Annotated in this window: 20 protein-coding genes; 11 read left to right on the top strand and 9 right to left on the bottom strand. The window is 69.5% G+C overall.

From position 1 onward, the window contains the following. Position 1: 1 nt before the first annotated feature. From QTI20_RS19725 to QTI20_RS19735, 3 genes are read right to left on the bottom strand one after another with little or no spacing between them, the layout of a single operon-like run. Entirely contained in the window at positions 2–619 is a 618-nt protein-coding gene (locus tag QTI20_RS19725) for a GNAT family N-acetyltransferase (RefSeq protein WP_286553310.1), read from the bottom strand. A 15-nt stretch (positions 620–634) separates the two neighbouring features. Further along, positions 635–883: a hypothetical protein gene (locus tag QTI20_RS19730; RefSeq protein ID WP_183027091.1), complete on the bottom strand. Its 249-nt coding sequence runs from the start codon at positions 881–883 to the stop codon at positions 635–637. 10 nt (positions 884–893) lie between these two features. Further along, a complete protein-coding gene (locus tag QTI20_RS19735) occupies positions 894–1,748 on the bottom strand; it encodes an AAA family ATPase (RefSeq protein WP_183027260.1) in 855 nt (284 codons plus the stop codon). Between the two features lie 152 nt (positions 1,749–1,900). Between QTI20_RS19735 and QTI20_RS19740 the strand changes: the two genes are divergently transcribed. The 3 genes from QTI20_RS19740 to QTI20_RS19750 all read left to right on the top strand — a co-directional run bounded on the left by QTI20_RS19740 (position 1,901) and on the right by QTI20_RS19750 (position 4,607). Further along, a complete protein-coding gene (locus QTI20_RS19740) occupies positions 1,901–2,587 on the top strand; it encodes a c-type cytochrome (RefSeq protein ID WP_286553311.1) in 687 nt (228 codons plus the stop codon). Positions 2,588–2,815: 228 nt separating this feature from the next. After that, the gene (locus QTI20_RS19745) at positions 2,816–3,739 is read left to right on the top strand and encodes a shikimate dehydrogenase family protein (RefSeq protein ID WP_286553313.1); all 924 of its coding nucleotides are present in this window, start codon (positions 2,816–2,818) and stop codon (positions 3,737–3,739) included. A 34-nt stretch (positions 3,740–3,773) separates the two neighbouring features. Beyond that, positions 3,774–4,607: a shikimate dehydrogenase family protein gene (locus tag QTI20_RS19750; RefSeq protein WP_219213830.1), complete on the top strand. Its 834-nt coding sequence runs from the start codon at positions 3,774–3,776 to the stop codon at positions 4,605–4,607. Between the two features lie 13 nt (positions 4,608–4,620). Here the strand turns inward: QTI20_RS19750 and QTI20_RS19755 are convergent, their stop codons facing one another. Beyond that, entirely contained in the window at positions 4,621–5,403 is a 783-nt protein-coding gene (locus QTI20_RS19755) for an IclR family transcriptional regulator domain-containing protein (protein WP_286553316.1), read from the bottom strand. Positions 5,404–5,587: 184 nt separating this feature from the next. Here QTI20_RS19755 and QTI20_RS19760 point away from each other — a divergent pair, with 184 nt between their 5' ends. Both QTI20_RS19760 and QTI20_RS19765 read left to right on the top strand, forming a co-directional pair. After that, positions 5,588–7,501 (top strand): bifunctional sugar phosphate isomerase/epimerase/4-hydroxyphenylpyruvate dioxygenase family protein, encoded by a 1,914-nt coding sequence (locus tag QTI20_RS19760; protein WP_286553317.1) that lies wholly within the window; start codon positions 5,588–5,590, stop codon positions 7,499–7,501. Continuing rightward, positions 7,498–8,910: an MFS transporter gene (locus QTI20_RS19765; RefSeq protein ID WP_286553319.1), complete on the top strand. Its 1,413-nt coding sequence runs from the start codon at positions 7,498–7,500 to the stop codon at positions 8,908–8,910. Before QTI20_RS19760 ends, QTI20_RS19765 begins: the two co-directional genes overlap by 4 nt. Before the next feature lie 71 nt (positions 8,911–8,981). Here QTI20_RS19765 and pcaG read toward each other — a convergent pair whose 3' ends face one another. Then, positions 8,982–9,587: a protocatechuate 3,4-dioxygenase subunit alpha gene (gene pcaG / locus QTI20_RS19770; protein WP_286553322.1), complete on the bottom strand. Its 606-nt coding sequence runs from the start codon at positions 9,585–9,587 to the stop codon at positions 8,982–8,984. Positions 9,588–9,604: 17 nt separating this feature from the next. Further along, entirely contained in the window at positions 9,605–10,324 is a 720-nt protein-coding gene (gene pcaH / locus QTI20_RS19775; RefSeq protein ID WP_286553325.1) for a protocatechuate 3,4-dioxygenase subunit beta, read from the bottom strand. A gap of 99 nt (positions 10,325–10,423) precedes the next feature. Here pcaH and QTI20_RS19780 point away from each other — a divergent pair, with 99 nt between their 5' ends. Then, positions 10,424–11,398: a LysR substrate-binding domain-containing protein gene (locus QTI20_RS19780; RefSeq protein WP_286553326.1), complete on the top strand. Its 975-nt coding sequence runs from the start codon at positions 10,424–10,426 to the stop codon at positions 11,396–11,398. On the opposite strand, the gene QTI20_RS19785 is transcribed toward QTI20_RS19780, so the two are convergent. Together QTI20_RS19785 and QTI20_RS19790 are read right to left on the bottom strand one after the other, a co-directional pair. Next, positions 11,385–11,819: a DUF1841 family protein gene (locus QTI20_RS19785; protein ID WP_286553328.1), complete on the bottom strand. Its 435-nt coding sequence runs from the start codon at positions 11,817–11,819 to the stop codon at positions 11,385–11,387. The genes QTI20_RS19780 and QTI20_RS19785 overlap by 14 nt on opposite strands. Positions 11,820–11,854: 35 nt before the next feature. Further along, positions 11,855–12,640: an IclR family transcriptional regulator domain-containing protein gene (locus QTI20_RS19790; RefSeq protein WP_286553329.1), complete on the bottom strand. Its 786-nt coding sequence runs from the start codon at positions 12,638–12,640 to the stop codon at positions 11,855–11,857. 117 nt (positions 12,641–12,757) lie between these two features. Here QTI20_RS19790 and QTI20_RS19795 point away from each other — a divergent pair, with 117 nt between their 5' ends. The 5 genes from QTI20_RS19795 to QTI20_RS19815 all read left to right on the top strand — a co-directional run bounded on the left by QTI20_RS19795 (position 12,758) and on the right by QTI20_RS19815 (position 17,376). Beyond that, positions 12,758–13,459, top strand: coding sequence for a 3-oxoacid CoA-transferase subunit A (locus QTI20_RS19795; RefSeq protein WP_183027102.1), 702 nt, complete (start codon positions 12,758–12,760; stop codon positions 13,457–13,459). Beyond that, on the top strand, positions 13,456–14,112 hold the full coding sequence (locus QTI20_RS19800) for a 3-oxoacid CoA-transferase subunit B (protein ID WP_183027103.1): 657 nt from the start codon (positions 13,456–13,458) through the stop codon (positions 14,110–14,112). The genes QTI20_RS19795 and QTI20_RS19800 overlap by 4 nt, the downstream gene beginning before the upstream one ends. A 133-nt stretch (positions 14,113–14,245) precedes the next feature. Beyond that, positions 14,246–15,451 carry a 3-oxoadipyl-CoA thiolase gene (gene pcaF / locus QTI20_RS19805; RefSeq protein WP_286553346.1) on the top strand — a complete coding sequence of 402 codons (1,206 nt, stop codon included), beginning with the start codon at positions 14,246–14,248 and terminating at the stop codon, positions 15,449–15,451. Between the two features lie 61 nt (positions 15,452–15,512). Further along, positions 15,513–16,241 (top strand): SDR family NAD(P)-dependent oxidoreductase, encoded by a 729-nt coding sequence (locus tag QTI20_RS19810; protein ID WP_286553348.1) that lies wholly within the window; start codon positions 15,513–15,515, stop codon positions 16,239–16,241. Positions 16,242–16,365: 124 nt separating this feature from the next. Beyond that, positions 16,366–17,376, top strand: coding sequence for a Bug family tripartite tricarboxylate transporter substrate binding protein (locus QTI20_RS19815; protein ID WP_286553350.1), 1,011 nt, complete (start codon positions 16,366–16,368; stop codon positions 17,374–17,376). 27 nt (positions 17,377–17,403) lie between these two features. Here the strand turns inward: QTI20_RS19815 and kefC are convergent, their stop codons facing one another. Continuing rightward, a complete protein-coding gene (gene kefC / locus QTI20_RS19820) occupies positions 17,404–19,239 on the bottom strand; it encodes a glutathione-regulated potassium-efflux system protein KefC (protein WP_286553351.1) in 1,836 nt (611 codons plus the stop codon). Between the last annotated feature and the right edge of the window lie 2 nt (positions 19,240–19,241).

Here is a 19,241-nt window from a genome sequence, read left to right on the forward strand (position 1 = left end):
CTCACTCCTTTGGGTTGGTCGTTGCAGGGCGCGGCCTGTCGAGCAGGTACAGCAGCTGCGCCTTGGTTTCGGGCCATTCGCCCGCGCCGAGGCTGTACATCACGGTGTCGCGCACCGTGCCGTCGCGCCGCAGCGCATTGCCGCGGATCACGCCGTCCTTCTTCGCGCCCAGGCGCTCGATGGCGCGCTGCGAGGCGAAGTTGAAGTTGTCGGTGCGCCAGCCCACGGTGCGGCAGCCCAGCGCGTCGAAGGCGTGGGTGAGCATCAGCAACTTGCAGGTGGTGTTGACGTGCGTGCGCTGGCAGCGCGCGGCATACCAGGTGTAGCCGATCTCCACCCGCTTCACGGCCGGCAGCATGTCGTGGAAGCTGGTGCTGCCGAGCACGGTGCCGGTGGCCTCGTCGGTCACGGCGAAGGCGAAGCGGTTGCCGGCCTCGCGCATCTGCAGCGCGGCCTCGATGTAGGCGCGGGTGTGCTGCGGCTCGGGCACCGAGGTCACGCGCAGCGTCCACAGTTCGCCGTCGGCCGCGGCGGCGCGCAGGCCGTCTTCATGCGCCAGCGCCAGCGGCACCAGCGCGATGCCGCGCGACTTCAGGGTGACGGGTTCGACGAAGGCCATGGCGCGTGTTCCGGCTCAGGCCCGCGGGTCGCCGTACTTGCGGCGGTACAGCGTGCGGCCCAGCTGCACGCCGCCGCCGCCGCCCGCGCCGATCAGCGCGATGCCCAGCATGCCCGGGCCGTCGTAGCCCGCGCTGCCGAAGGCGTCGAGCCCGAACAGCAGGCCCAGCCCGCGGCCCAGCAGCGCGCCGAGCACGAAGCCCACGGCCTGGGCCACGCCGAGGATCAGCAGCTGGCGCGGCGGATGCGGGGTCGTGCCGTTCATGGTCGCGGCCTCAGCGGTTGTTGCGTTGCATGAAGACGAGTTTTTCGAACAAGGTCACGTCCTGTTCGTTCTTCAGCAGCGCGCCCACCAGCGGCGGCACCGCGACCTTGTCGTCCTTGCTCTGCAGCGCCTCGAGCGGGATGTCCTCGGCCACCAGCAGCTTGAGCCAGTCCAGCAGCTCGGAGGTCGAGGGCTTCTTCTTCAGGCCGGGCAGGTTGCGCACGTCGTAGAAGGTCTTCATCGCGGCCGCGAGCAGTTCCTGCTTGAGGCCGGGGAAGTGCACGTCGACGATGCTGCGCATGGTGTCGGCGTCGGGAAACTTGATGTAGTGGAAGAAGCAGCGGCGCAGGAAGGCGTCGGGCAGCTCCTTCTCGTTGTTCGAGGTGATGAACACCACCGGCCGGTGCTTGGCGCGGATCAGTTCGCGCGTCTCGTAGCAGTAGAACTCCATGCGGTCGATTTCGCGCAGCAGGTCGTTCGGGAATTCGATGTCGGCCTTGTCGATCTCGTCGATCAGCAGCGCCACCGGCTTGTCCGCCGTGAAGGCCTGCCACAGCACGCCCTTGACGATGTAGTTCTCGATGTTCTTGACCCGCTCGCCGCCGTCCACGTCGGACAGCTGCGAGTCGCGCAGGCGGCTCACGGCGTCGTATTCGTAGAGGCCCTGCTGCGCCTTGGTGGTCGACTTGATGTGCCACTGCAGCAGCGGCAGGTCGAGCGCGGCGGCCACTTCCTCGGCCAGCATCGTCTTGCCGGTGCCCGGTTCGCCCTTGACGAGCAGCGGGCGCTTGAGCGTGATGGCGGCATTGACCGCGAGCATCAGGTCCTGGGTGGCAACGTAATTGTCTGAGCCCTTGAATTTCATGGATGACATCGAGCTGGGGGTGGATGAAGCGACCATTCAAGCATGCGTTGCCGGCCGGCACTGTCGCCTTGGCTCGGGGCCGTGAAAAGCCCCCGCATATAATCAAATGTTGATCTGAAAAAACCGAATTTCCACGAGATTGTGCGCGCAAAATGAACAAGTTGTTGACCACGATGTTTGCCCTGGCTGTCGCTTGCGTGACGTTCTCGGCCCAGGCTCAGGCTGTCACCGGCAGCGTCGAAAACGGTGCCAAGAAGACCGCCATGTGCGTGGGTTGCCACGGCATCGTCGGCTACCAGGCCAGCTTCCCCGAGATCCACAAGGTGCCGATGATCGCGGGCCAGAGCGCCACGTACATCAGCTCGGCGCTGGCCGCCTACAAGGCCGGTGACCGCAAGCACCCGACGATGCGCGCCATCGCCGACTCGCTGACCGAGCAGGACATGGCCGACCTCGCGGCCTACTACAGCCAGCTGGGCGTCAAGGCCGGCGATGCACCGCCGGCCACCGCCGCCAAGCAGCCCAGCGAACGCGTCCAGGCGCTGATCTCGCGCGACAAGGACAACGCCTGCACCAAGTGCCACGGCGCCAACTTCAACACCCCCAACGACGGCACCGTGGCCAAGATCGCCGGCCAGCACGCCGACTACCTGTTCGTCGCGCTGAAGTCGTACAAGGCCGAGAACCACGCCCAGGTCGGCCGTTCGAACGGCGTGATGAGCGGCCAGGCCAAGAAGTTCACCAACGCCGAACTCAAGGAACTGGCCGGCTACATCAGCTCGCTGCCGGGCGAAGTCAAGGTGGTGCCGGAGTCGCGCTTCCACACGGCCAACAACTGACGCCCCGCTTCCCCCGCAAAAAACCCGCCTCGTGCGGGTTTTTTCTTTGGGGGCGACCGACGCCGAGGCGGGACAAACCCTCGGACTGTTCGATCAGCGATCGGATGTGCGCGATGATCGATCGCCGTGGCCGCCTTGCGCCTCGACATCCCCCGCGTCGCCGGCCACCATTGCGGCTCTACCCGCAGCGACCGACGATCCAGATCCACTGACCCGACGGACCGATCCATGACCCCTGGCATCACTGGCAACACGCAGGCCTACCTCATCCCCGGCGACCCGGTGCGCAACGTGCGGCTGCCGCGGATGTTCAACGCCGTGTTCGAGCGCTTCGAGATCGACGCGGTGCTGGTGCCGATGCAGGTGCCGCGGCGCGACTTCGCGGTCTTCTTCGCCGCGGCCTTCCTGGCGCGCAACGTGCGCGGCATGCTGATCGCGCCGCCGCACAAGCCGCTGGCCATCGACCTGCTCGACGGCTGCGGCCTGATCGGCCGCGTGGCCGGCTCGATCAACATCGTGCGCCGTACCGAGGAGGACCGGCTCGAGGGCGACCTGTTCGACGGCGAGGGCCTGATCGGCGCGCTCGACCACTACGCGATCCCCTTCCGCGGCAAGCGCGTGCTGATCCTGGGCGCGGGCGTCAGCGCCTCGGCCGTGGGCGTGGCGCTGGTCGAGGGCGGCGGCATGGGCGGCGCGGCGCACATCGCCTTCTACGACAGTTCGGCCGGCAAGGCCGCGGGCGTGGCGGCCAAGCTCGACGCCTTCTTCGACGCCGACGTGGTGGCGGTCGACAGCAACGCGCCCGAGGGCTACGACCTGGTCGTCAACGCGACCCCGCTGGGCCTGGACCCGAACGACCCGCTGCCGGTGGACGTGTCCCGCATGGACCGCCACGCCTCGCTGTTCGACATCCTGCTGCGCGGCCAGCCCACGCCCGTGGTGCGCGCCGCGCGGGCCCGCGGCCTGCATGCGCAGGCCGGCTTCGAGATGCTGATCCAGCAGATGCCGCACTACCTGCGCTACTTCGGCCACGAAGCGGTCGCGCAGTCGCTGGCGGCCGATTCGGACTTCCTGCGCGAGCGCATCTACCCCGAGGCCATGCACGCCGAGATCCGCCAGCCGCTGCGCTACCTGCGCCCCAGCGGGACCTGAACCCCTCCCTCCACTTCCTCGTTCCGACCTCCCCATGATCTCCGGCAAGACCACGCTCATCGCCCACCTGGGCTACCCCACCGAAGCCTTCAAGGCGCCGATGATCTACAACCCCTGGTTCGACCAGCAGGGCATCGACGCGGTGGTGGTGCCGATGGGAGTCAAGCCCGAGGACTATGCGGCCATGCTGGCCTCGCTGGCGCGGCTGACCAACCTGCGCGGCGCGCTCGTGACCATGCCGCACAAGATCGCGACCATGGCGCTGGTGGACGAGGTCACGCCGACCGCGCGCATCGCCGGCGCCTGCAACGCCATCCTGCTGCGGCCCGACGGCACGCTGCTGGGCGACCAGTTCGACGGCGCCGGTTTCGTGCGCGGCGTCGAACGCAAGGGCCGGCTGTTCCAGGGCACGCGCGTGCTGGTGTCGGGCACCGGCGGCGTGGGCTCGGCCATCGCGGCCTCCATCGCGGCGGCCGGCGCCGCCGAGATCGCGCTGTTCGACGTCAGCGAGGCCTCGGCCCAGGCGCTGGCCGAGCGGCTGCGCGCGCACTACCCGCAGCTGGGCGTGCGCACCGGCTCGAAGGACCCGGCCGGCTTCGACGTGGTGGTCAACGCCACGCCGCTGGGCATGAAGGAGGGCGACCCGCTGCCCTTCGACGTCGAGCGCATCGACCCGCGCACCTTCGTCGGCGAAGTGGTGATGAAGTCCGAGTACACGCCGCTGCTGCAGGCCGCCAAGGCCAAGGGCTGCGCGGTGCAGGTCGGCACAGACATGCTGTTCGAGATGATCCCGGCGTACCTCGAGTTCTTCGGCTTCGGCAGTGCCACGCCCGAGGCGCTGCGCGCCGTGGCGCAGCTGCGCTACTGAGCCGGCCGGCGCCTCAGATGATCGGGCGCATCGCCTCGGCCACCTCGCGCAGCACCGGCAGCAGCTTCTTCGTCAGCTGCTCGCCCGGGTAGAGCTGCTGCTGCACCGTCACGCTCAGCGCGTACTTGCAGCGGCCCTTGCGGTCCTTGAGCGCCACCGCGAGGCCGGCCAGTCCCACGTCCAGGTGCTGTTCGGCCTGCCAGAAGTCGAGCTGGCGCGCCGCGAGCACGCTGTCGCGAAAGCGCGCGGCATCGACCGGCGCCGAGCCGGTGAAGCTGCTGAAGGCGTGCTCGGCGATCCAGGCGTCGAGCGCGGCGTCGTCGAAGGTCGACAGCAGCACGAAGCCCTGCGACACCACATGGGCCGGCACCCGGGCGCCGGGATGGAAGCCGATCGACACCATGCGCGGCGGGTTGCTGCGCGCCAGGTAGACCACCTCGTGGCCGTCCAGCGTGCCCACGTTGAGCGTCTCGCCGCACTGCATCGACGCGCGCTGGATGTAGGGCTGCACCAGGCGCGGCACCCGCGCCCCTTCCAGGTAGGCCTGGCCCAGTCGCAGCACCCGCGGCAGCAGCCAGTAGTGCTTGCCGTCGGTCTCGGCGTAGCCGTAGTGCACCAGGCTCATCAGGTAGCGCCGGGCCGCGGTGCGCGTCAGCCCCGCGTGCGTGCCGGCCTCGGTCGCGGTCATGCGGGTGCGCTCGTCGGTGAAGGCCTCGATCACGCGCAGCCCCTTGCCCAGCCCCTCGATGAGCAGCTTGCGGTCGATCGGCGCGGCGGCGGTGTCGGTCTTGGTCATGGCCTAGGTGTAACCCGAGTTTCGTACGTATTCTGACCGCATGCGATCGATCATCGATCGCGTCGGCGGCTCCGGCCGTTGTGGCGGGGCGATCGGCTTCTTACAGTCCTCCCACAGATGAACACCTTCACGTCCTTCCACCCCCGGGCCGGCGCCACCGGTCCGGACCTCGTCCAAGGCTGACATGCATCGCTCGATCGCCACCGTGTCGCTCAGCGGAACGCTGCGCCAGAAGCTGGAAGCCATCGCCGCGGCCGGCTTCGACGGCTTCGAGCTGTTCGAGAACGACTTCATCCAGTTCAACGGCGACGCCGCCGAGCTGGGGCGCATCGCGGCCGACCTGGGCCTCTCCGTCGACCTCTACCAACCCTTCCGCGACTTCGAGGGCATGCCCGAGCCGCTGTTCCGCCGCAGCCTGGAACGCGCCGAGCGCAAGTTCGACCTGATGCAGGCCATGGGCGCGTCGCTGGTGCTGTGCTGCTCGAACACCTCGCCGCTGACGGTGGACGACCCGGCGCTGGCCGCCGCGCAGCTCCATGCGCTGGCCGAGCGCGCCGCGCGGCGCGGCCTGCGCGTGGGCTTCGAGGCGCTGGCCTGGGGCCGCGCGACCTCGCGCTACGGCCAGGCCTGGGACATCGTGCGCCGCGCCGACCATCCGCAGCTGGGGCTGATCCTCGACAGCTTCCACACGCTGTCGCTCCAGGACGATCCGGCCGGCATTGCCGACATCCCGGGCCAGAAGATCTTCTTCCTGCAGATGGCCGACGCGCCGCTGATGGCGATGGACGTGCTGCAGTGGGCGCGCCACCACCGTTCCTTCCCGGGCCAGGGCGACTTCGACGTGGTGAACTTCCTCGCGCAGACGCTGCGCGCGGGCTACACCGGCCCGCTCTCGCTGGAGATCTTCAACGACCTGTTCCGCGAGACGCCCAACCGGCGCACGGTGGTCGATGCGATGCGCTCGCTGCTGTACCTCGAGAGCCAGGTGCGCGAGCGCATGGCGGACGCGCCACCGCCGGGCGTGACGCTGTTCGGCCCGCCGCCGCGGCCGGTGCTCGACGGCATCGCCTTCATCGAATTCGCGGTCGACGAAGCGGCGGCCCAAAGCCTCGGCGCGCTGCTGCGGCAGCTGGGCTTCAGCCGCATCGGCCGGCACCGCTCCAAGGCCGTCACGCTGTACCGGCAGGGCGGCATCCACTTCATCGTCAATGCCGAGCCGGCCTCCTTCGCGCGCGAACGCTTCGAGGCCCACGGCGTGTCGGTCTGCGCGCTGGGCCTGCGCACGCCCGAGCCCGAAGCGGCCGCGGCGCGGGCCGCCGCCATGCATTCGAAGCGCCACCACAGCCCCACCGGGCCGGGCGAGGCGACCGTGCCGGCGATCGTGGTGCCGGGTGGCAACCTGGTGCATTTCGTGGCCAGCGCGCTGGGCGAACACGGCCTCTACGCGGCGGACTTCGAACTGGAAGACAGCGATCAGGACGGCGCCGGCCTGCAGGCCATCGACCATGTCGCGCTGGGCCTGGCCGTCGACCAGCTCGACACCTGGGTGCTGTTCTCGCGCGCGGTGCTGGGCCTGGAGCCCGGCGAGAGCCTGGAGCTGGCCGACCCCTTCGGCCTGATCCGCAGCCGCGGCGTGGCGAATGCCGAACGCACGGTGCGCCTGGTGCTCAACGTGTCGCTGAGCCAGCGCACCCGCACCGCGCAGGCCGTGCGCGCGGGCGGCGGCGGCGCGGTGCACCACATCGCGCTGCGCTGCGAGGACATCTTCGACACCGTGGCGCGGCTGCGCGCCAACGGCGTGCGCTTCGTGCCGATCTCCGGCAACTACCACGACGACCTGGCCACCCGCATCGAGCTCGACGCGGGCCTGGTGGCGCGCATGCGCGCCGCCGGCGTGCTGTTCGACCGCTCGCCGGCCGGCGACTACCTCCACATCTACACCGAGAGCTTCGAGAAGAACGGCCTGTTCTTCGAGGTGGTGCAACGTGTCGCTTCCTACGACGCGTATGGCGCGGTCAACGCGCCCGCACGCATGGCATCACAGGCCCAGCAGCCCCCATCCCCGCAGACCGATCCAGCCACAGGAGACACCCCATGAGCAGCACTGCATTACCCGGCGAGCCGCAAGGCAAGCACCAGTCCAGGAAGGCCACAGCCAGCGGCTGGATCGGCTCCGCCCTGGAGTACTACGACTTCTTCATCTACGCCACCGCGGCGGCACTGATCTTTCCGCAGATCTTCTTTCCCAAGGGCGACCCGCAGATCGCGATCATCGCCTCGCTCGCCACCTACGGCGTGGGCTACGTGGCGCGCCCGATCGGCGCCATCATGCTGGGCCACTGGGGCGACACCCACGGCCGCAAGCATGTGCTGATCGTCTGCATGTTCCTGATGGGCTTCTCGACCGTGGCCGTGGGCCTGCTGCCGACCTACGACCAGGTCGGCCTGTGGGCGCCCGCACTGCTGGTGCTGATGCGCCTGATCCAGGGCTTCGCGGTGGCCGGCGAGATCTCGGGCGCGAGCTCGATGATCCTCGAGCATGCGCCCTTCGGCCGGCGCGGCTTCTTCGCCAGCTTCACGCTGCAGGGCGTGCAGGCCGGCCAGATCATGGCGGCCGCGGTGTTCCTGCCGCTCGCGCACTACATGCCCAAGGACGACTTCAACAGCTGGGGCTGGCGCATCCCCTTCCTGCTGAGCTTCCTGGTGATCGTCGCGGGCTATGTGATCCGCCGCGAGGTCAACGAGACGCCGGCCTTCGCCGAGGTCGACCAGAGCGGCAAGCTGCCCAAGGCGCCGGTGATCCAGGCCGTGACCGAGAGCTGGCGCGACATGCTGCGCGTGCTGTGCTGCTCGCTGATGAACGTGATCCCGGTGGTCGCCACCATCTTCGGCGCCGCCTACGCGGTGCAGCCGGGCTACGGCATCAACTTCGAGAAGGACCTCTACCTCTGGATCCCGGTGATGGGCAACATCGTGGCCGTGATCGTGATCCCCTTCGTCGGCAACCTGTCGGACAAGGTGGGCCGCCGGCTGCCGATCATCGTCGGCGCGCTGGGCTCGGGCCTCCTGTCCTTCGGCTACCTGTATGCGATCAGCATCCACAACGTGCCGCTGGCCATCGTGATGTCGCTGCTGATGTGGGGCGTGGTCTACCAGGGCTACAACGCGGTGTTCCCGAGCTTCTACCCGGAGATGTTCCCGACCCGTACGCGCGTCTCGGGCATGGCGATCTCGCAGAACATCGGCACCGCCATCACGGCCCTGCTGCCGGCGCTGTTCGTGGCCGTGGCCCCGCCCGGCGCCACCAACATCCCGCTGCTGATCGGCTCGATCACACTGGCCATCTGCGCCATCGCGGCCGTGTCGGCCTACACCGCCCGCGAGACCTTCCGCGTGCAGATGAAGGACCTGGGCAAGGCCGACGCGGTGCCGGTGCCGCAGCCGGAATACGACCGCCTGCGCGAGGAGGCCATGGACGCGGGGCGCGTGCGGCACGCCACGGCCTGAGCGCCGCGCGCGCATGAAACGAAAAAGGGGCGCACCGCGAGGTGCGCCCCTTTTGCCTTGGCGGCAGCCGATCAGATGTCGAAGAACACCGTCTCGTCCGCGCCCTGCATGCGGATGTCGAAGCGGTAGGTCACGGCGCCGTCCTGCGCGATGCGCTCGGCGACCAGCGTCGGGCGGCGCGCGGCCGGCACGCTTTGCAGCACCGCGTCGCCGGCGTTGGCCGCGGCCTCGTCGCTGAAGTAGATGCGGGTGAAGGCATGCAGCAGCAGGCCGCGCATCGTGACGATCACGTTGATGTGCGGCGCCTCGCCCGGTGCCTCGGCGCCCGGCTTGACGGTGTGGAAGACGAAGCGCTTCTGCGCGTCGGTGCCGGTGCCGCAGCGGCCGAAGGCGCGGAAGCCGCGGGCCTGGGCCTCTTCCACCGACCGCGGGTAGCGGCCTTCGCCGTCGGGCTGGCTGATCTCGATCATGGCGTCGAAGATCGGCTGGCCGTCGCCGTCGATCACCCGGCCTTCGAGGCGGATGCGTTCGCCGGTGGCGCCGTCGAGCGCCAGCGTGGCATCGAAGGGCTGGTCGAAGTCGTAGCCGTACTGCGTGGCCGTGAGGCCGTAGGCGAAGTAGGGGCCGACCGTCTGCGACGGGGTCTGGCCGAAGTTGCTTTCCAGTGCGCTCATCATGGTGTGTGTCTCCTGGCTCAACGGTTTTCGAAGGGCGTCTCGTCGGCGCCGCGCAGCACGATGTCGAACTGGTAGCCCAGCGCGTAGTCGGGCTCGGTGAGGTCGAGGCTGAAGTCGGCGATCAGGCGGTTGCGGTATTTCTCCGGCGTGCCGGTCACCATCGGGTCGTACTGCAGCAGCGGGTCGCCGGGGAAGTACATCTGCGTCACCAGCCGGCTCGCGAAGTGCTGGCCGAACAGCGACAGGTGGATGTGCTGCGGCCGCCAGGCGTTGGGGTGGTTGCCCCAGGGGTAGGCGCCGGGCTTGATGGTGAGGAAGCGGTAGCGGCCCTCGTCGTCGGTCAGGCAGCGGCCCGCGCCCAGGAAGTTGGGGTCCAGCGGCGCGTCGTGCTGGTCGACCTTGTGCACGTAGCGGCCCGAGGCGTTGGCCTGCCAGAGCTCGACCAGCGTGTTGCGCACCGGGCGGCGGTGCTCGTCGAGCACCTGGCCGGCCAGCACCATGCGTTCGCCGATCGGCTCGCCGTTGCGGCGCGCGTTGCGGGTGAGGTCGTGGTCGAGCGCGCCGATGCTGCCGTGGCCGTAGACCGGCTGCTGCAATTCACCCAGCGAGGCCTTGAGCGGGATCAGCGGCTGCAGCGGGCCGCGCTTCACGGTCGACTTGTAGCCGGGGTAGATGTAGGAAGGGTGGCTGTCCCAGTCGCGGGGCGTGAGCGAGGGCAGGGGGGTGGGGTCGTTCATGGGCTTGTCTCCGGCATCGAGGGGGACCTGCACTTTATTCATGCGCAGTGCTGATGTAAATTGACTGTTCGGTGACTTCTCATAACCATTGGTAATTCAATGCGGCCGCCCCTTGCTTCCGAACGCTTCGCGCGCGGCGTCCAGCTGCGGCACCTGCGCTGCCTGGTGGCGGTGGCGCAGGAGCGGCACCTGGCGCGCGCCGCCGAGCGGCTGGCGCTGAGCCAGCCCGCGATGTCCAAGACCCTGGCCGAGCTCGAGGCGCTGGCCGGGACCCGGCTGGTCGAGCGCGGCGAGGCCGGGCGCCGGGGCATCCAGCGCTTCACCGTGGCGGGCGAACAGCTGCTCGCGCATGCGCTGCGCGTGCTGGAGGCTGTCGATGCGGGCGCGCAGGCGCTGCGGCCCGGCGCGGGCGAGCGCCTCGAACGGGTGCGCATCGGCGCCTTGCCCAGCGTGGCGCCGACCCTGCTGGTCGATGCGCTGCTGGCGCTGCGCCAGCGCATCCCCGCGCTGCAGGCCGAGGTGCGCACCGGCGCCAACGCCGCGCTGTGCGACGCTCTGCGCGCCGGCGAGCTCGACCTGGTCTGCGGCCGCATGAGCGACCCGCAGCGCATGGCCGGCCTGAGCTTCGAGTTCCTCTGCGCCGAGCCGCTGGCCATGGTGGTGCGGCCCGGCCATCCGCTGGCCGGCGCGGCCGCGCTGTCGATGCAGGAGGTGATGGCCTGTCCGCTCGTGGTCTACAGCGAGGGCACGGTGCCGCGCCACCACACCGAGAGCCTGCTCTCGGGCCTGGGCCTGCGACTGCCGGCCGACCACACGCAGACGCTGGACCTGTCGGTGGCGCGCGCGCTGCTGCTGCGTTCGGATGCGGTGTGGTTCACGGCCGCGGGCGCGGCGCGCGACGAACTGCGCTCGGGCACGCTGGTGCGCCTGAATGTCGCGACGCCCGGCACCGAGGAGCCGGTGGGCCTGCTGCTGCGCAGCGGCGTGGAGCTGTCGGCCGCGCAGCGCACGCTGGCGGCGCTGCTGCGCGAAGGGGCCTCAGCCCACGCGGCCGCGCTGTTCAGTCGCGGGTAGCGCGGCGCTGCACGCAGTCCACATACGCTTCGCCGTCGGGCGGGCGGCCCGCGCGCTGGGCCTCCCACATCATCCGGCCCAGGCATTCCATGGCTTCGTGGTGCGCTTCGAGCAGCGAGCGGCGGCGCGCCGACAGCAGCTCGACCGCCTGGCGGATGCCGCTCGGCTGGTCGATCGAGCACTGCTCGCTGATCGACAGGTGCATCGACAGGTGCAGGAAGGGGTTCTCGCGCCCGTCCTTCCCGTCGTAGATGCGCGCCACCGCGGCATCGGCATCGGCCAGTTCGGCGTGGTATTCGGGGTGCGCGTCGATCCAGCCCGCAGCGATGGTTTCCAGCGCTTCCATGGGCAGGCCGTCGCGGTTCTTCGCGTAGACGTTGCAGAAGAAGCGGCGCACTTCTTCCTGAGTGGGATTGAACATGATGCGCGGGAGGGTAGCACCGGGCCAAAGACGTGTCAGAGCAGCCGTGAAATCTCGGCCGCGGCCGCGCGCAGGCCGGGCAGCAGGGTCTCCTGCATGACCTTGGCGGGGGTGCGGTTGGCCTGGCCGCTGATGTTGAGCGCGGCCACGGTGCGGCCGCTGCGGTCGGTGACCGGCGCGGCGATCGAGATCAGGCCTTCTTCCAGCTCCTGGTTCATCAGGCACCAGCCCTGGCGGCGCGCCTGCTGCACCTTGGCCAGCAGCGCGTCGATGTCGGTGACCGTGTGGCGCGTGAGCGCGACCGGCTGCGAGGCCTCCAGCCGCGCGCGCACCGCGTCGTCGTCGAGGTCGGCCAGAAGCATGCGGCCCAGCGAGGTGCAGTAGGCCGGCAGCCGGGTGCCGACCGCGAGGTTGATGCGCATGATCTTGTGCGTCTGCACCCGCAGCACATAGACGATGTCGGTGCCGTCGAGCACCGCCGCCGAGCAGGACTCCTTGACCTGCGCCACCAGCGCCTCCATCACCGGCTCGGCCCGGTTCCAGATCGGCATCGACGACAGGTAGGCGAAGCCCAGCTCGAGGATGCGCGCCGTCAGGCCGAAGCGCTTGCCGTCGGTCTCGACATAGCCCAGCGATTGCAGCGTGAGCAGGATGCGCCGTGCGCCGGCGCGCGTGAGGCCGGTCGCGGCCGCCACTTCGCTGAGGGTCTGGCGCGGCGCGGCGGCACTGAAGGAGCGGATCACCTGCAGGCCGCGGGCGAAGGATTGCACGTAGCTGTCGCCGGGGGCCGGCGCGGTGTCGTTGTCTCGAGGGTTTGCCATGACGGGTCTTGTTGTTTAGAATTCATTATAAGAACAAATGTTCGCCATACGAACAAATTGGCGAGCGGTCCCGGCGCTTTGCGCGCAGTCCCTTTCCCCTCACCGGAGACAGATTCCATGATCGACAAGATCGCGCCTTCGATTGCCGAGGCCATGTCCGGCATCCAGGACGGTGCCACCGTCCTCATCGGCGGCTTCGGCACCGCCGGCATCCCGCTCGAACTGATCGACGGCCTGATCGCGCAGGGCGCGAAGGACCTGACCGTGGTCAACAACAACGCGGGCAACGGCGAGACCGGCCTGGCCGCGCTGCTCAAGGCCGGCCGCGTGCGCAAGATCATCTGCAGCTTCCCGCGCCAGGTCGACAGCCAGGTCTTCGACGGCCTCTACCGCAGCGGCAAGCTGGAGCTCGAACTGGTGCCCCAGGGCAACCTGGCCGAGCGCATCCGCGCCGCCGGTGCCGGCATCGGCGCCTTCTTCTGCCCCACCGGCTACGGCACGCAGCTGGCCGAAGGCCGCGAGACGCGCGAGATCGACGGCAAGCAGTACGTGCTCGAGTACCCGATCCACGGCGACGTGGCGCTGATCAAGGCCGAGGCCGGCGACCGCTGGGGCAACCTGCTCTACCGCAAGGCGGCGCGCAACTTCGGCCCGGTGATGGCCATGGCCTCGAAGAAGACCATCGCGACCGTGCACGAGGTCGTCGAGCTCGGTTCCTTCGACCCCGAGGCGATCGTGACGCCCGGCGTGTTCGTCCACCATGTCGTCAAGGTCGAGCGTGTGGCCACGCAAGCCGGCGGCTTCAAGAAGGCAGCATGACCATGAGCACCCCCACCTACCAGCGCCGCACCAAGGACCAGCTCGCCGCCCGCGTGGCGCAGGACATCTTCGACGGCGCGGTCGTCAACCTCGGCATCGGCCAGCCCACGCTGGTGGCCAACCACCTGCCGGCCGGCCGCGAGATCGTGCTGCAGAGCGAGAACGGCATCCTGGGCATGGGCCCGGCACCGGCCGCGGGCGACGAGGACTACGACCTGATCAACGCCGGCAAGCAGCCGGTCACGCTGCTGGCCGGCGGCTCCTACTTCCACCATGCCGACAGCTTCGCGATGATGCGCGGCGGCCACCTCGACATCTGCGTGCTGGGTGCCTTCCAGGTCTCGGCCACAGGCGACCTGGCCAACTGGAGCACCGGCGAGGAGGGCGCGATCCCCGCGGTCGGCGGCGCGATGGACCTGGCCATCGGCGCGAAACAGACCTGGGTCATGATGGACCTGCTGACCAAGGCCGGCCTGAGCAAGATCGTGGCCCAGTGCAGCTATCCGCTGACCGGCATCGGCTGCGTCAAGCGCGTGTACTCCGACCTCGCGACGCTCGAATGCACGCCCGCCGGCCTGAAGCTGGTCGACACGGTCGACGGCCTCTCGCATGCCGAGCTCGAGAAGCTGATCGGCCTGCCGATCGCCGCCTGATGCGGGCTTCCGGACGCAGAAAACGCAAAGGTTTCGCAGAGATCGCAAAAGAACAAGCAGGATTTCTTCCGCGCCCTCTGCGGGACCTCTGCGTCCTGCAGTCCGTCTTTCAACCTTCAACAGAGACAACACCATGACCCGACAAGCCTTCATCTGCGACGCCATCCGCACGCCCTTCGGCCGCTACGGTGGTGCGCTCTCCAGCGTGCGCGCCGACGACCTGGGCGCGATCCCGCTCAAGGCGCTGATGGAACGCAACGCCAACGTCGACTGGCAGGCCGTGGGCGACGTGCTCTACGGCTGCGCCAACCAGGCGGGCGAGGACAACCGCAACGTCGCGCGCATGTCGGCGCTGCTGGCCGGCCTGCCGCTGGAACTGGGTGGCGCCACCATCAACCGCCTCTGCGGCTCGGGCCTGGACGCGGTCGGTTCGGCCGCGCGCGCGATCAAGGCGGGCGAAGCCGGCCTGATGATCGCGGGCGGTGTCGAGAGCATGAGCCGCGCGCCCTTCGTGATGCCCAAGGCCGAGTCGGCCTTCAGCCGCGCCAACGCGGTCTACGACACCACCATCGGCTGGCGCTTCGTCAACAAGCTGATGAAGGCGCAGTACGGCGTCGACTCGATGCCCGAGACGGCCGAGAACGTGGCCACCGACTACAAGATCGAGCGCGAAGCGCAGGACCGCATGGCCCTGGCCTCGCAGCAGCGCGCCGTGGCCTCGCAGAAGTCAGGCTTCTTCGACGCGGAGATCGTGCCGGTGCACGTGCCGCAGAAGAAGGGCGACGCGATCGTGGTGAGCAAGGACGAGCACCCGCGCGACACCAGCCTCGAGGCGCTGGCCAAGCTCAAGGGCGTGGTGCGTCCCGACGGCACGGTGACCGCCGGCAACGCCAGCGGCGTGAACGACGGCGCCTGCGCGCTGCTGCTGGCCGACGAGACCAGCGCCGCGAAGCACGGCCTCACGCCGCGGGCCCGCATCGTCGGCATGGCGACGGCCGGCGTCGCGCCGCGCGTGATGGGCATCGGCCCCGCGCCCGCCACGCAGAAGGTGCTGGCGCTGACCGGCCTCACGATCGACCAGATCGACGTGATCGAACTCAACGAGGCCTTCGCGGCCCAGGGCCTCGCGGTGCTGCGCCTGCTGGGCCTGAAGGACGACGACGCGCGCGTCAACATCAACGGCGGCGCGATCGCGCTGGGCCACCCGCTGGGTGCCAGCGGCGCGCGCCTCGCGACCACCGCGGTCAACCAGCTGCACAAGAGCGGCGGCCGCTATGCGCTGTGCACCATGTGCATCGGCGTCGGCCAGGGCATCGCCCTGATCCTCGAACGCGTCTGAGCGCGTTCTGTTTCCGGGGCCGTGTCCGCGCGGCCCCTTCTGAAGAGTTCTGGAAGCCAAGATGAGTCAACAAGAAGTCGCCCTGGTCACGGGCGGCAGCGCCGGCATCGGCCGCGCCACCTGCGAAGCGCTGCTGGCGCAGGGCCGTACGGTCGTCAACCTCGACTACAACCAACCCGACTGGACGCACGAGAAGCTCGTGTCCTTCCAGGCCGACCTCACGCGCGAGCAGGACACGAAGGAGATCGCGGCCCACATCGCGTCACAGTACGCCATCACCGCGCTGGTCAACAACGCCGGCGCCACGCGGCCCGGCACCATCGACACGGCCACCATGGCCGACCTGGACTACGTGGTCGGCCTGCACTTCAAGGCCAGCATGATCCTGATCCAGGCCGCGCTGCCCGCGCTGCGCGCCTCGGGCCGCGGCCGCATCGTGAACGTGTCCTCGCGCGCCGCGCTGGGCAAGCCCGAGCGCATCGTCTATTCGGCCACCAAGGCCGGCATGGTCGGCCTGACGCGCACGCTGGCGATGGAACTCGGCGGTGACGGCATCACGGTCAACGCCGTGGCGCCGGGCCCGATCGCGACCGAGCTGTTCCGCAACAGCAACCCCGAAGGCGCGCCGCAGACCCAACGCATCATCGACAGCATCGTCGTGAAGCGCCTGGGCACGGCCGAGGACGTGGCCCGCGCCACGATGTTCTTCCTCTCGCCCGACAACGGTTTCGTCACCGGTCAGGTGCTGTACGTCTGCGGCGGCACGACCTTGGGCGTCGCGCCCATCTGACCTCGCCGCGGGCCCGGGCCATCGCCCGCGCGCCCGCGCACTCCCTCGAACGGGCCGTGCCCGTTCGCTTCGCGTGCAGGCGCCATGCCGCCTGCGCTGGTTCCACCTTTTCCAAGGCTTTCCCATGACCCGTTTCTTCCCTGCCGTCGCGCCGAAGCGCCGCACTTTCGTCCTGGCCACCGTGGCCGCTGCCGGCGCGCTGTCGCTGGCCCCGCTGGCGGCGCAAGCCCAGGCCGCGTTCCCGAGCAAGCCCATCACCATCATCGTGCCCTTCTCGGCCGGTGGCACCACCGACATCCTGGCGCGCGTGGTCGGCCTGCACATGGGCACCGACCTCGGGCAGCCGGTGGTGGTCGACAACCGCGCGGGCGCGGGCGGCAACATCGGCGGCCAGGCCGCGGCGCGCGCGCCGGCCGACGGCTACACGCTGTTCATGGGCACGGTCGGCACGCACGCCATCAACCAGAGCCTCTACAAGAAGATGCCCTTCGACCCGATCAAGGACTTCGCGCCGCTGTCGCGCGTGGCCATGGTGCCGAACCTGCTGGTGGTCAACCCGGGCCAGCCCTACAAGAGCGTGAAGGAACTGATCGCCTACGGCAAGGCCAACCCGGGCAAGATCAACTTCGGCTCCTCGGGCAACGGCAGCTCGATCCACCTGTCGGGCGAGCTGTTCAAGCAGATGACCGGCGTCGACATGCAGCACGTGCCCTACCGCGGCAGCGCGCCGGCCGTGTCCGACCTGCTGGGCGGCCAGATCTCGGTGATGTTCGACAACATGCCCTCGGCGATCCAGCATGTGAAGGGCGGCAAGCTGCGCGCCCTGGCCGTGACCACCGCCAAGCGTTCGCCCGCGCTGCCCGACGTGCCGACCATCGCCGAAGCCGGCGTGCCCGGCTACGAAGCCACCTCGTGGTTCGGCCTGCTGGCCCCGGCCGGCACGCCCGCGCCCATCGTCGCCAAGCTCAACGCCGCGATTCTCAAGGCGCTGGCCGATCCCGAAGTGAAGAAGAAGCTGGCCGAGCAGGGCGCCGAATCGCACGGCGAGAAGCCCGAAGAGTTCGCCGCCTTCATCAAGAGCGAGACCGCCAAGTGGGGCAAGGTCGTGAAGGAATCGGGCGCCAGCCTGGATTGAGGATCCGCGGGGGGGGGCCGGCGCCGTTCAGTCGTCGCGCCGGTCCCAATCCGCACCGGAGCGCTGCTGGCGCTCCTCGCGTTCGCGCGTCATCTGCTCCTGGAATTGCTGGCGGCCTTCCTTGGCCACCGCGATCAGCTTGGCCCGGTCCTTGTAGTGCGGGTAGGTCTGCTGGGTGAGCTTGATGTTGCGCCGGCGGAAGGCCATCGCCGATTCGCGCGCCTCGTGCGCGGGCCAGCCCAGCACCTCGAGCACCGAGCGCGCGCTGCGCAATGAGGATTCGAACAGCTCGCGTTCGATGAACTCCACCTTGCGGTCCAGCAGCTGGTAGAGGTGGCTCACGTTGCGCGCCCGCGCGACCAGCCGCGCCTGCGGGAAATGCTCGCGCACCAGGTCGACGATCTCCAGCGACTGGTCGATGTCGTCCACCGCCACCACGATGGCCAGCGCCGTGCCGGCGCCCGCGGTGCGCAGCAGGTCGAGCCGCGTCGCATCGCCGTAGAACACCCGGAAGCCGAATTCGCGCAGGCCCTGCACCGTGTCGGGGTTGTGGTCGAGCACCGTCACGTCGATGCGCTGCGAGCCCAGCATGCGGCCCACGATCTGGCCGTAGCGGCCGAAGCCGCAGATCAGCACCTTGGGCTCCTGCTGTTCGGAGATCTCCTCCAGTTGCGGGCCGGCCGACAGGTTGTAGCGCGGCAGCACGAACTTGTCGATCGCGACCAGCAGCAGCGGCGAGATCAGCATCGACAGCGCGACCGCGCCGATCAGGAAGGAAGCGACGCCCGGCGGCAGCACGTCGGGGCCGGCCGCCTGGAACACCACGAAGGCGAACTCGCCGCCCTGCGCGAGCAGCAGCGTGAACACCGGCCGCTGCTGGTAGGGCACGTCCATGGCCTTGGCCAGCGCGTAGATCACCACGAACTTGAGCGCCAGGAAGCCCACCACCACCAGCGCCATCAGGCCCGGCTGCGCCATCAGGACGCCGAAGTCGATGCTCATGCCGACGGCGATGAAGAACAGCCCCAGCAGCAGGCCCTTGAAGGGTTCGATGTCGGTCTCCAGCTCGCGCCGGTACTCGCTCTCGGCCAGCAGCACGCCGGCGAGGAAGGCGCCCAGCGCCATCGACAGGCCGACGAACTGCATCAGCGCCGCGATGGCCACCACCAGCAGCAGCGCGGCGGCGGTGAAGATCTCGGGCGTGTTGCTGCGTGCGATCCAGCGCAGCACGGGCCGCAGCAGCAGCCGGCCGCCCAGCACGATGCCGGCGATCACGCCGACGATCTTTGCGGCTTCGAGCGCGCGCGCCGCGCCGCTCATGGCCTCGTGCGCATCGGCACCGGCACCGGCCAGCAGGGGCAGCAGCGCGAGGATCGGGATCGCGGCCACGTCCTGGAACAGCAGGATCGAGAAGCCGGCCTGCCCGCTGGCGGTGGGCAGCAGGTTGCGTTCGCCGAACACCTGCAGCGCGATCGCGGTGGACGACAGTGCCAGGCCCAGCGCCGCGACCAGCGCCACGCGCCAGCTCGCGCCGGCCAGGTAGCCGACCAGGAACAGCACGCCCGCGCAGACCAGCACCTGCGCGCTGCCCCAGCCGAAGATCGGCCGTCGCAGGTTCCACAGGCGCGCGGGTTCGAGTTCGAGACCGACCAGGAACAGCATCAGCACCACGCCGAACTCGGCGAAGTGCAGCACGTCCTCGACGCTGGAGACCAGCCCCAGGCCCCAGGGCCCGATGGCGATGCCCGCGGCCAGGTAGCCGATGATGGAGCCCAGGCCCAGCGCCTTGGACAGCGGCACCACCAGCACGGCGGCGCTCAAATAGATCAGGCTGCTGGTGAGCCAGGCGGGTGCGTGTTCCATGC

Source organism: Variovorax sp. J2P1-31, from assembly GCF_030317215.1.
GTDB lineage: Bacteria > Pseudomonadota > Gammaproteobacteria > Burkholderiales > Burkholderiaceae_C > Variovorax.

Excerpts from the sequence above, each read along its gene's own strand:
- QTI20_RS19810 (WP_286553348.1), top strand. The coding sequence starts at position 15,513 with ATGAGTCAACAAGAAGTCGCCCTGGTCACGGGCGGCAGCGCCGGCATC.
- pcaG (WP_286553322.1), bottom strand. The coding sequence starts at position 9,587 with ATGATGAGCGCACTGGAAAGCAACTTCGGCCAGACCCCGTCGCAGACG.
- QTI20_RS19795 (WP_183027102.1), top strand. The coding sequence starts at position 12,758 with ATGATCGACAAGATCGCGCCTTCGATTGCCGAGGCCATGTCCGGCATC.
- QTI20_RS19760 (WP_286553317.1), top strand. The coding sequence starts at position 5,588 with ATGCATCGCTCGATCGCCACCGTGTCGCTCAGCGGAACGCTGCGCCAG.
- QTI20_RS19765 (WP_286553319.1), top strand. The coding sequence starts at position 7,498 with ATGAGCAGCACTGCATTACCCGGCGAGCCGCAAGGCAAGCACCAGTCC.
- QTI20_RS19815 (WP_286553350.1), top strand. The coding sequence starts at position 16,366 with ATGACCCGTTTCTTCCCTGCCGTCGCGCCGAAGCGCCGCACTTTCGTC.
- QTI20_RS19730 (WP_183027091.1), bottom strand. The coding sequence starts at position 883 with ATGAACGGCACGACCCCGCATCCGCCGCGCCAGCTGCTGATCCTCGGC.
- QTI20_RS19780 (WP_286553326.1), top strand. The coding sequence starts at position 10,424 with ATGCGGCCGCCCCTTGCTTCCGAACGCTTCGCGCGCGGCGTCCAGCTG.
- QTI20_RS19725 (WP_286553310.1), bottom strand. The coding sequence starts at position 619 with ATGGCCTTCGTCGAACCCGTCACCCTGAAGTCGCGCGGCATCGCGCTG.
- QTI20_RS19735 (WP_183027260.1), bottom strand. The coding sequence starts at position 1,748 with ATGAAATTCAAGGGCTCAGACAATTACGTTGCCACCCAGGACCTGATG.
- QTI20_RS19800 (WP_183027103.1), top strand. The coding sequence starts at position 13,456 with ATGACCATGAGCACCCCCACCTACCAGCGCCGCACCAAGGACCAGCTC.
- QTI20_RS19790 (WP_286553329.1), bottom strand. The coding sequence starts at position 12,640 with ATGGCAAACCCTCGAGACAACGACACCGCGCCGGCCCCCGGCGACAGC.
- pcaF (WP_286553346.1), top strand. The coding sequence starts at position 14,246 with ATGACCCGACAAGCCTTCATCTGCGACGCCATCCGCACGCCCTTCGGC.
- QTI20_RS19740 (WP_286553311.1), top strand. The coding sequence starts at position 1,901 with ATGAACAAGTTGTTGACCACGATGTTTGCCCTGGCTGTCGCTTGCGTG.
- QTI20_RS19750 (WP_219213830.1), top strand. The coding sequence starts at position 3,774 with ATGATCTCCGGCAAGACCACGCTCATCGCCCACCTGGGCTACCCCACC.
- QTI20_RS19745 (WP_286553313.1), top strand. The coding sequence starts at position 2,816 with ATGACCCCTGGCATCACTGGCAACACGCAGGCCTACCTCATCCCCGGC.
- QTI20_RS19785 (WP_286553328.1), bottom strand. The coding sequence starts at position 11,819 with ATGTTCAATCCCACTCAGGAAGAAGTGCGCCGCTTCTTCTGCAACGTC.
- pcaH (WP_286553325.1), bottom strand. The coding sequence starts at position 10,324 with ATGAACGACCCCACCCCCCTGCCCTCGCTCACGCCCCGCGACTGGGAC.
- kefC (WP_286553351.1), bottom strand. The coding sequence starts at position 19,239 with ATGGAACACGCACCCGCCTGGCTCACCAGCAGCCTGATCTATTTGAGC.
- QTI20_RS19755 (WP_286553316.1), bottom strand. The coding sequence starts at position 5,403 with ATGACCAAGACCGACACCGCCGCCGCGCCGATCGACCGCAAGCTGCTC.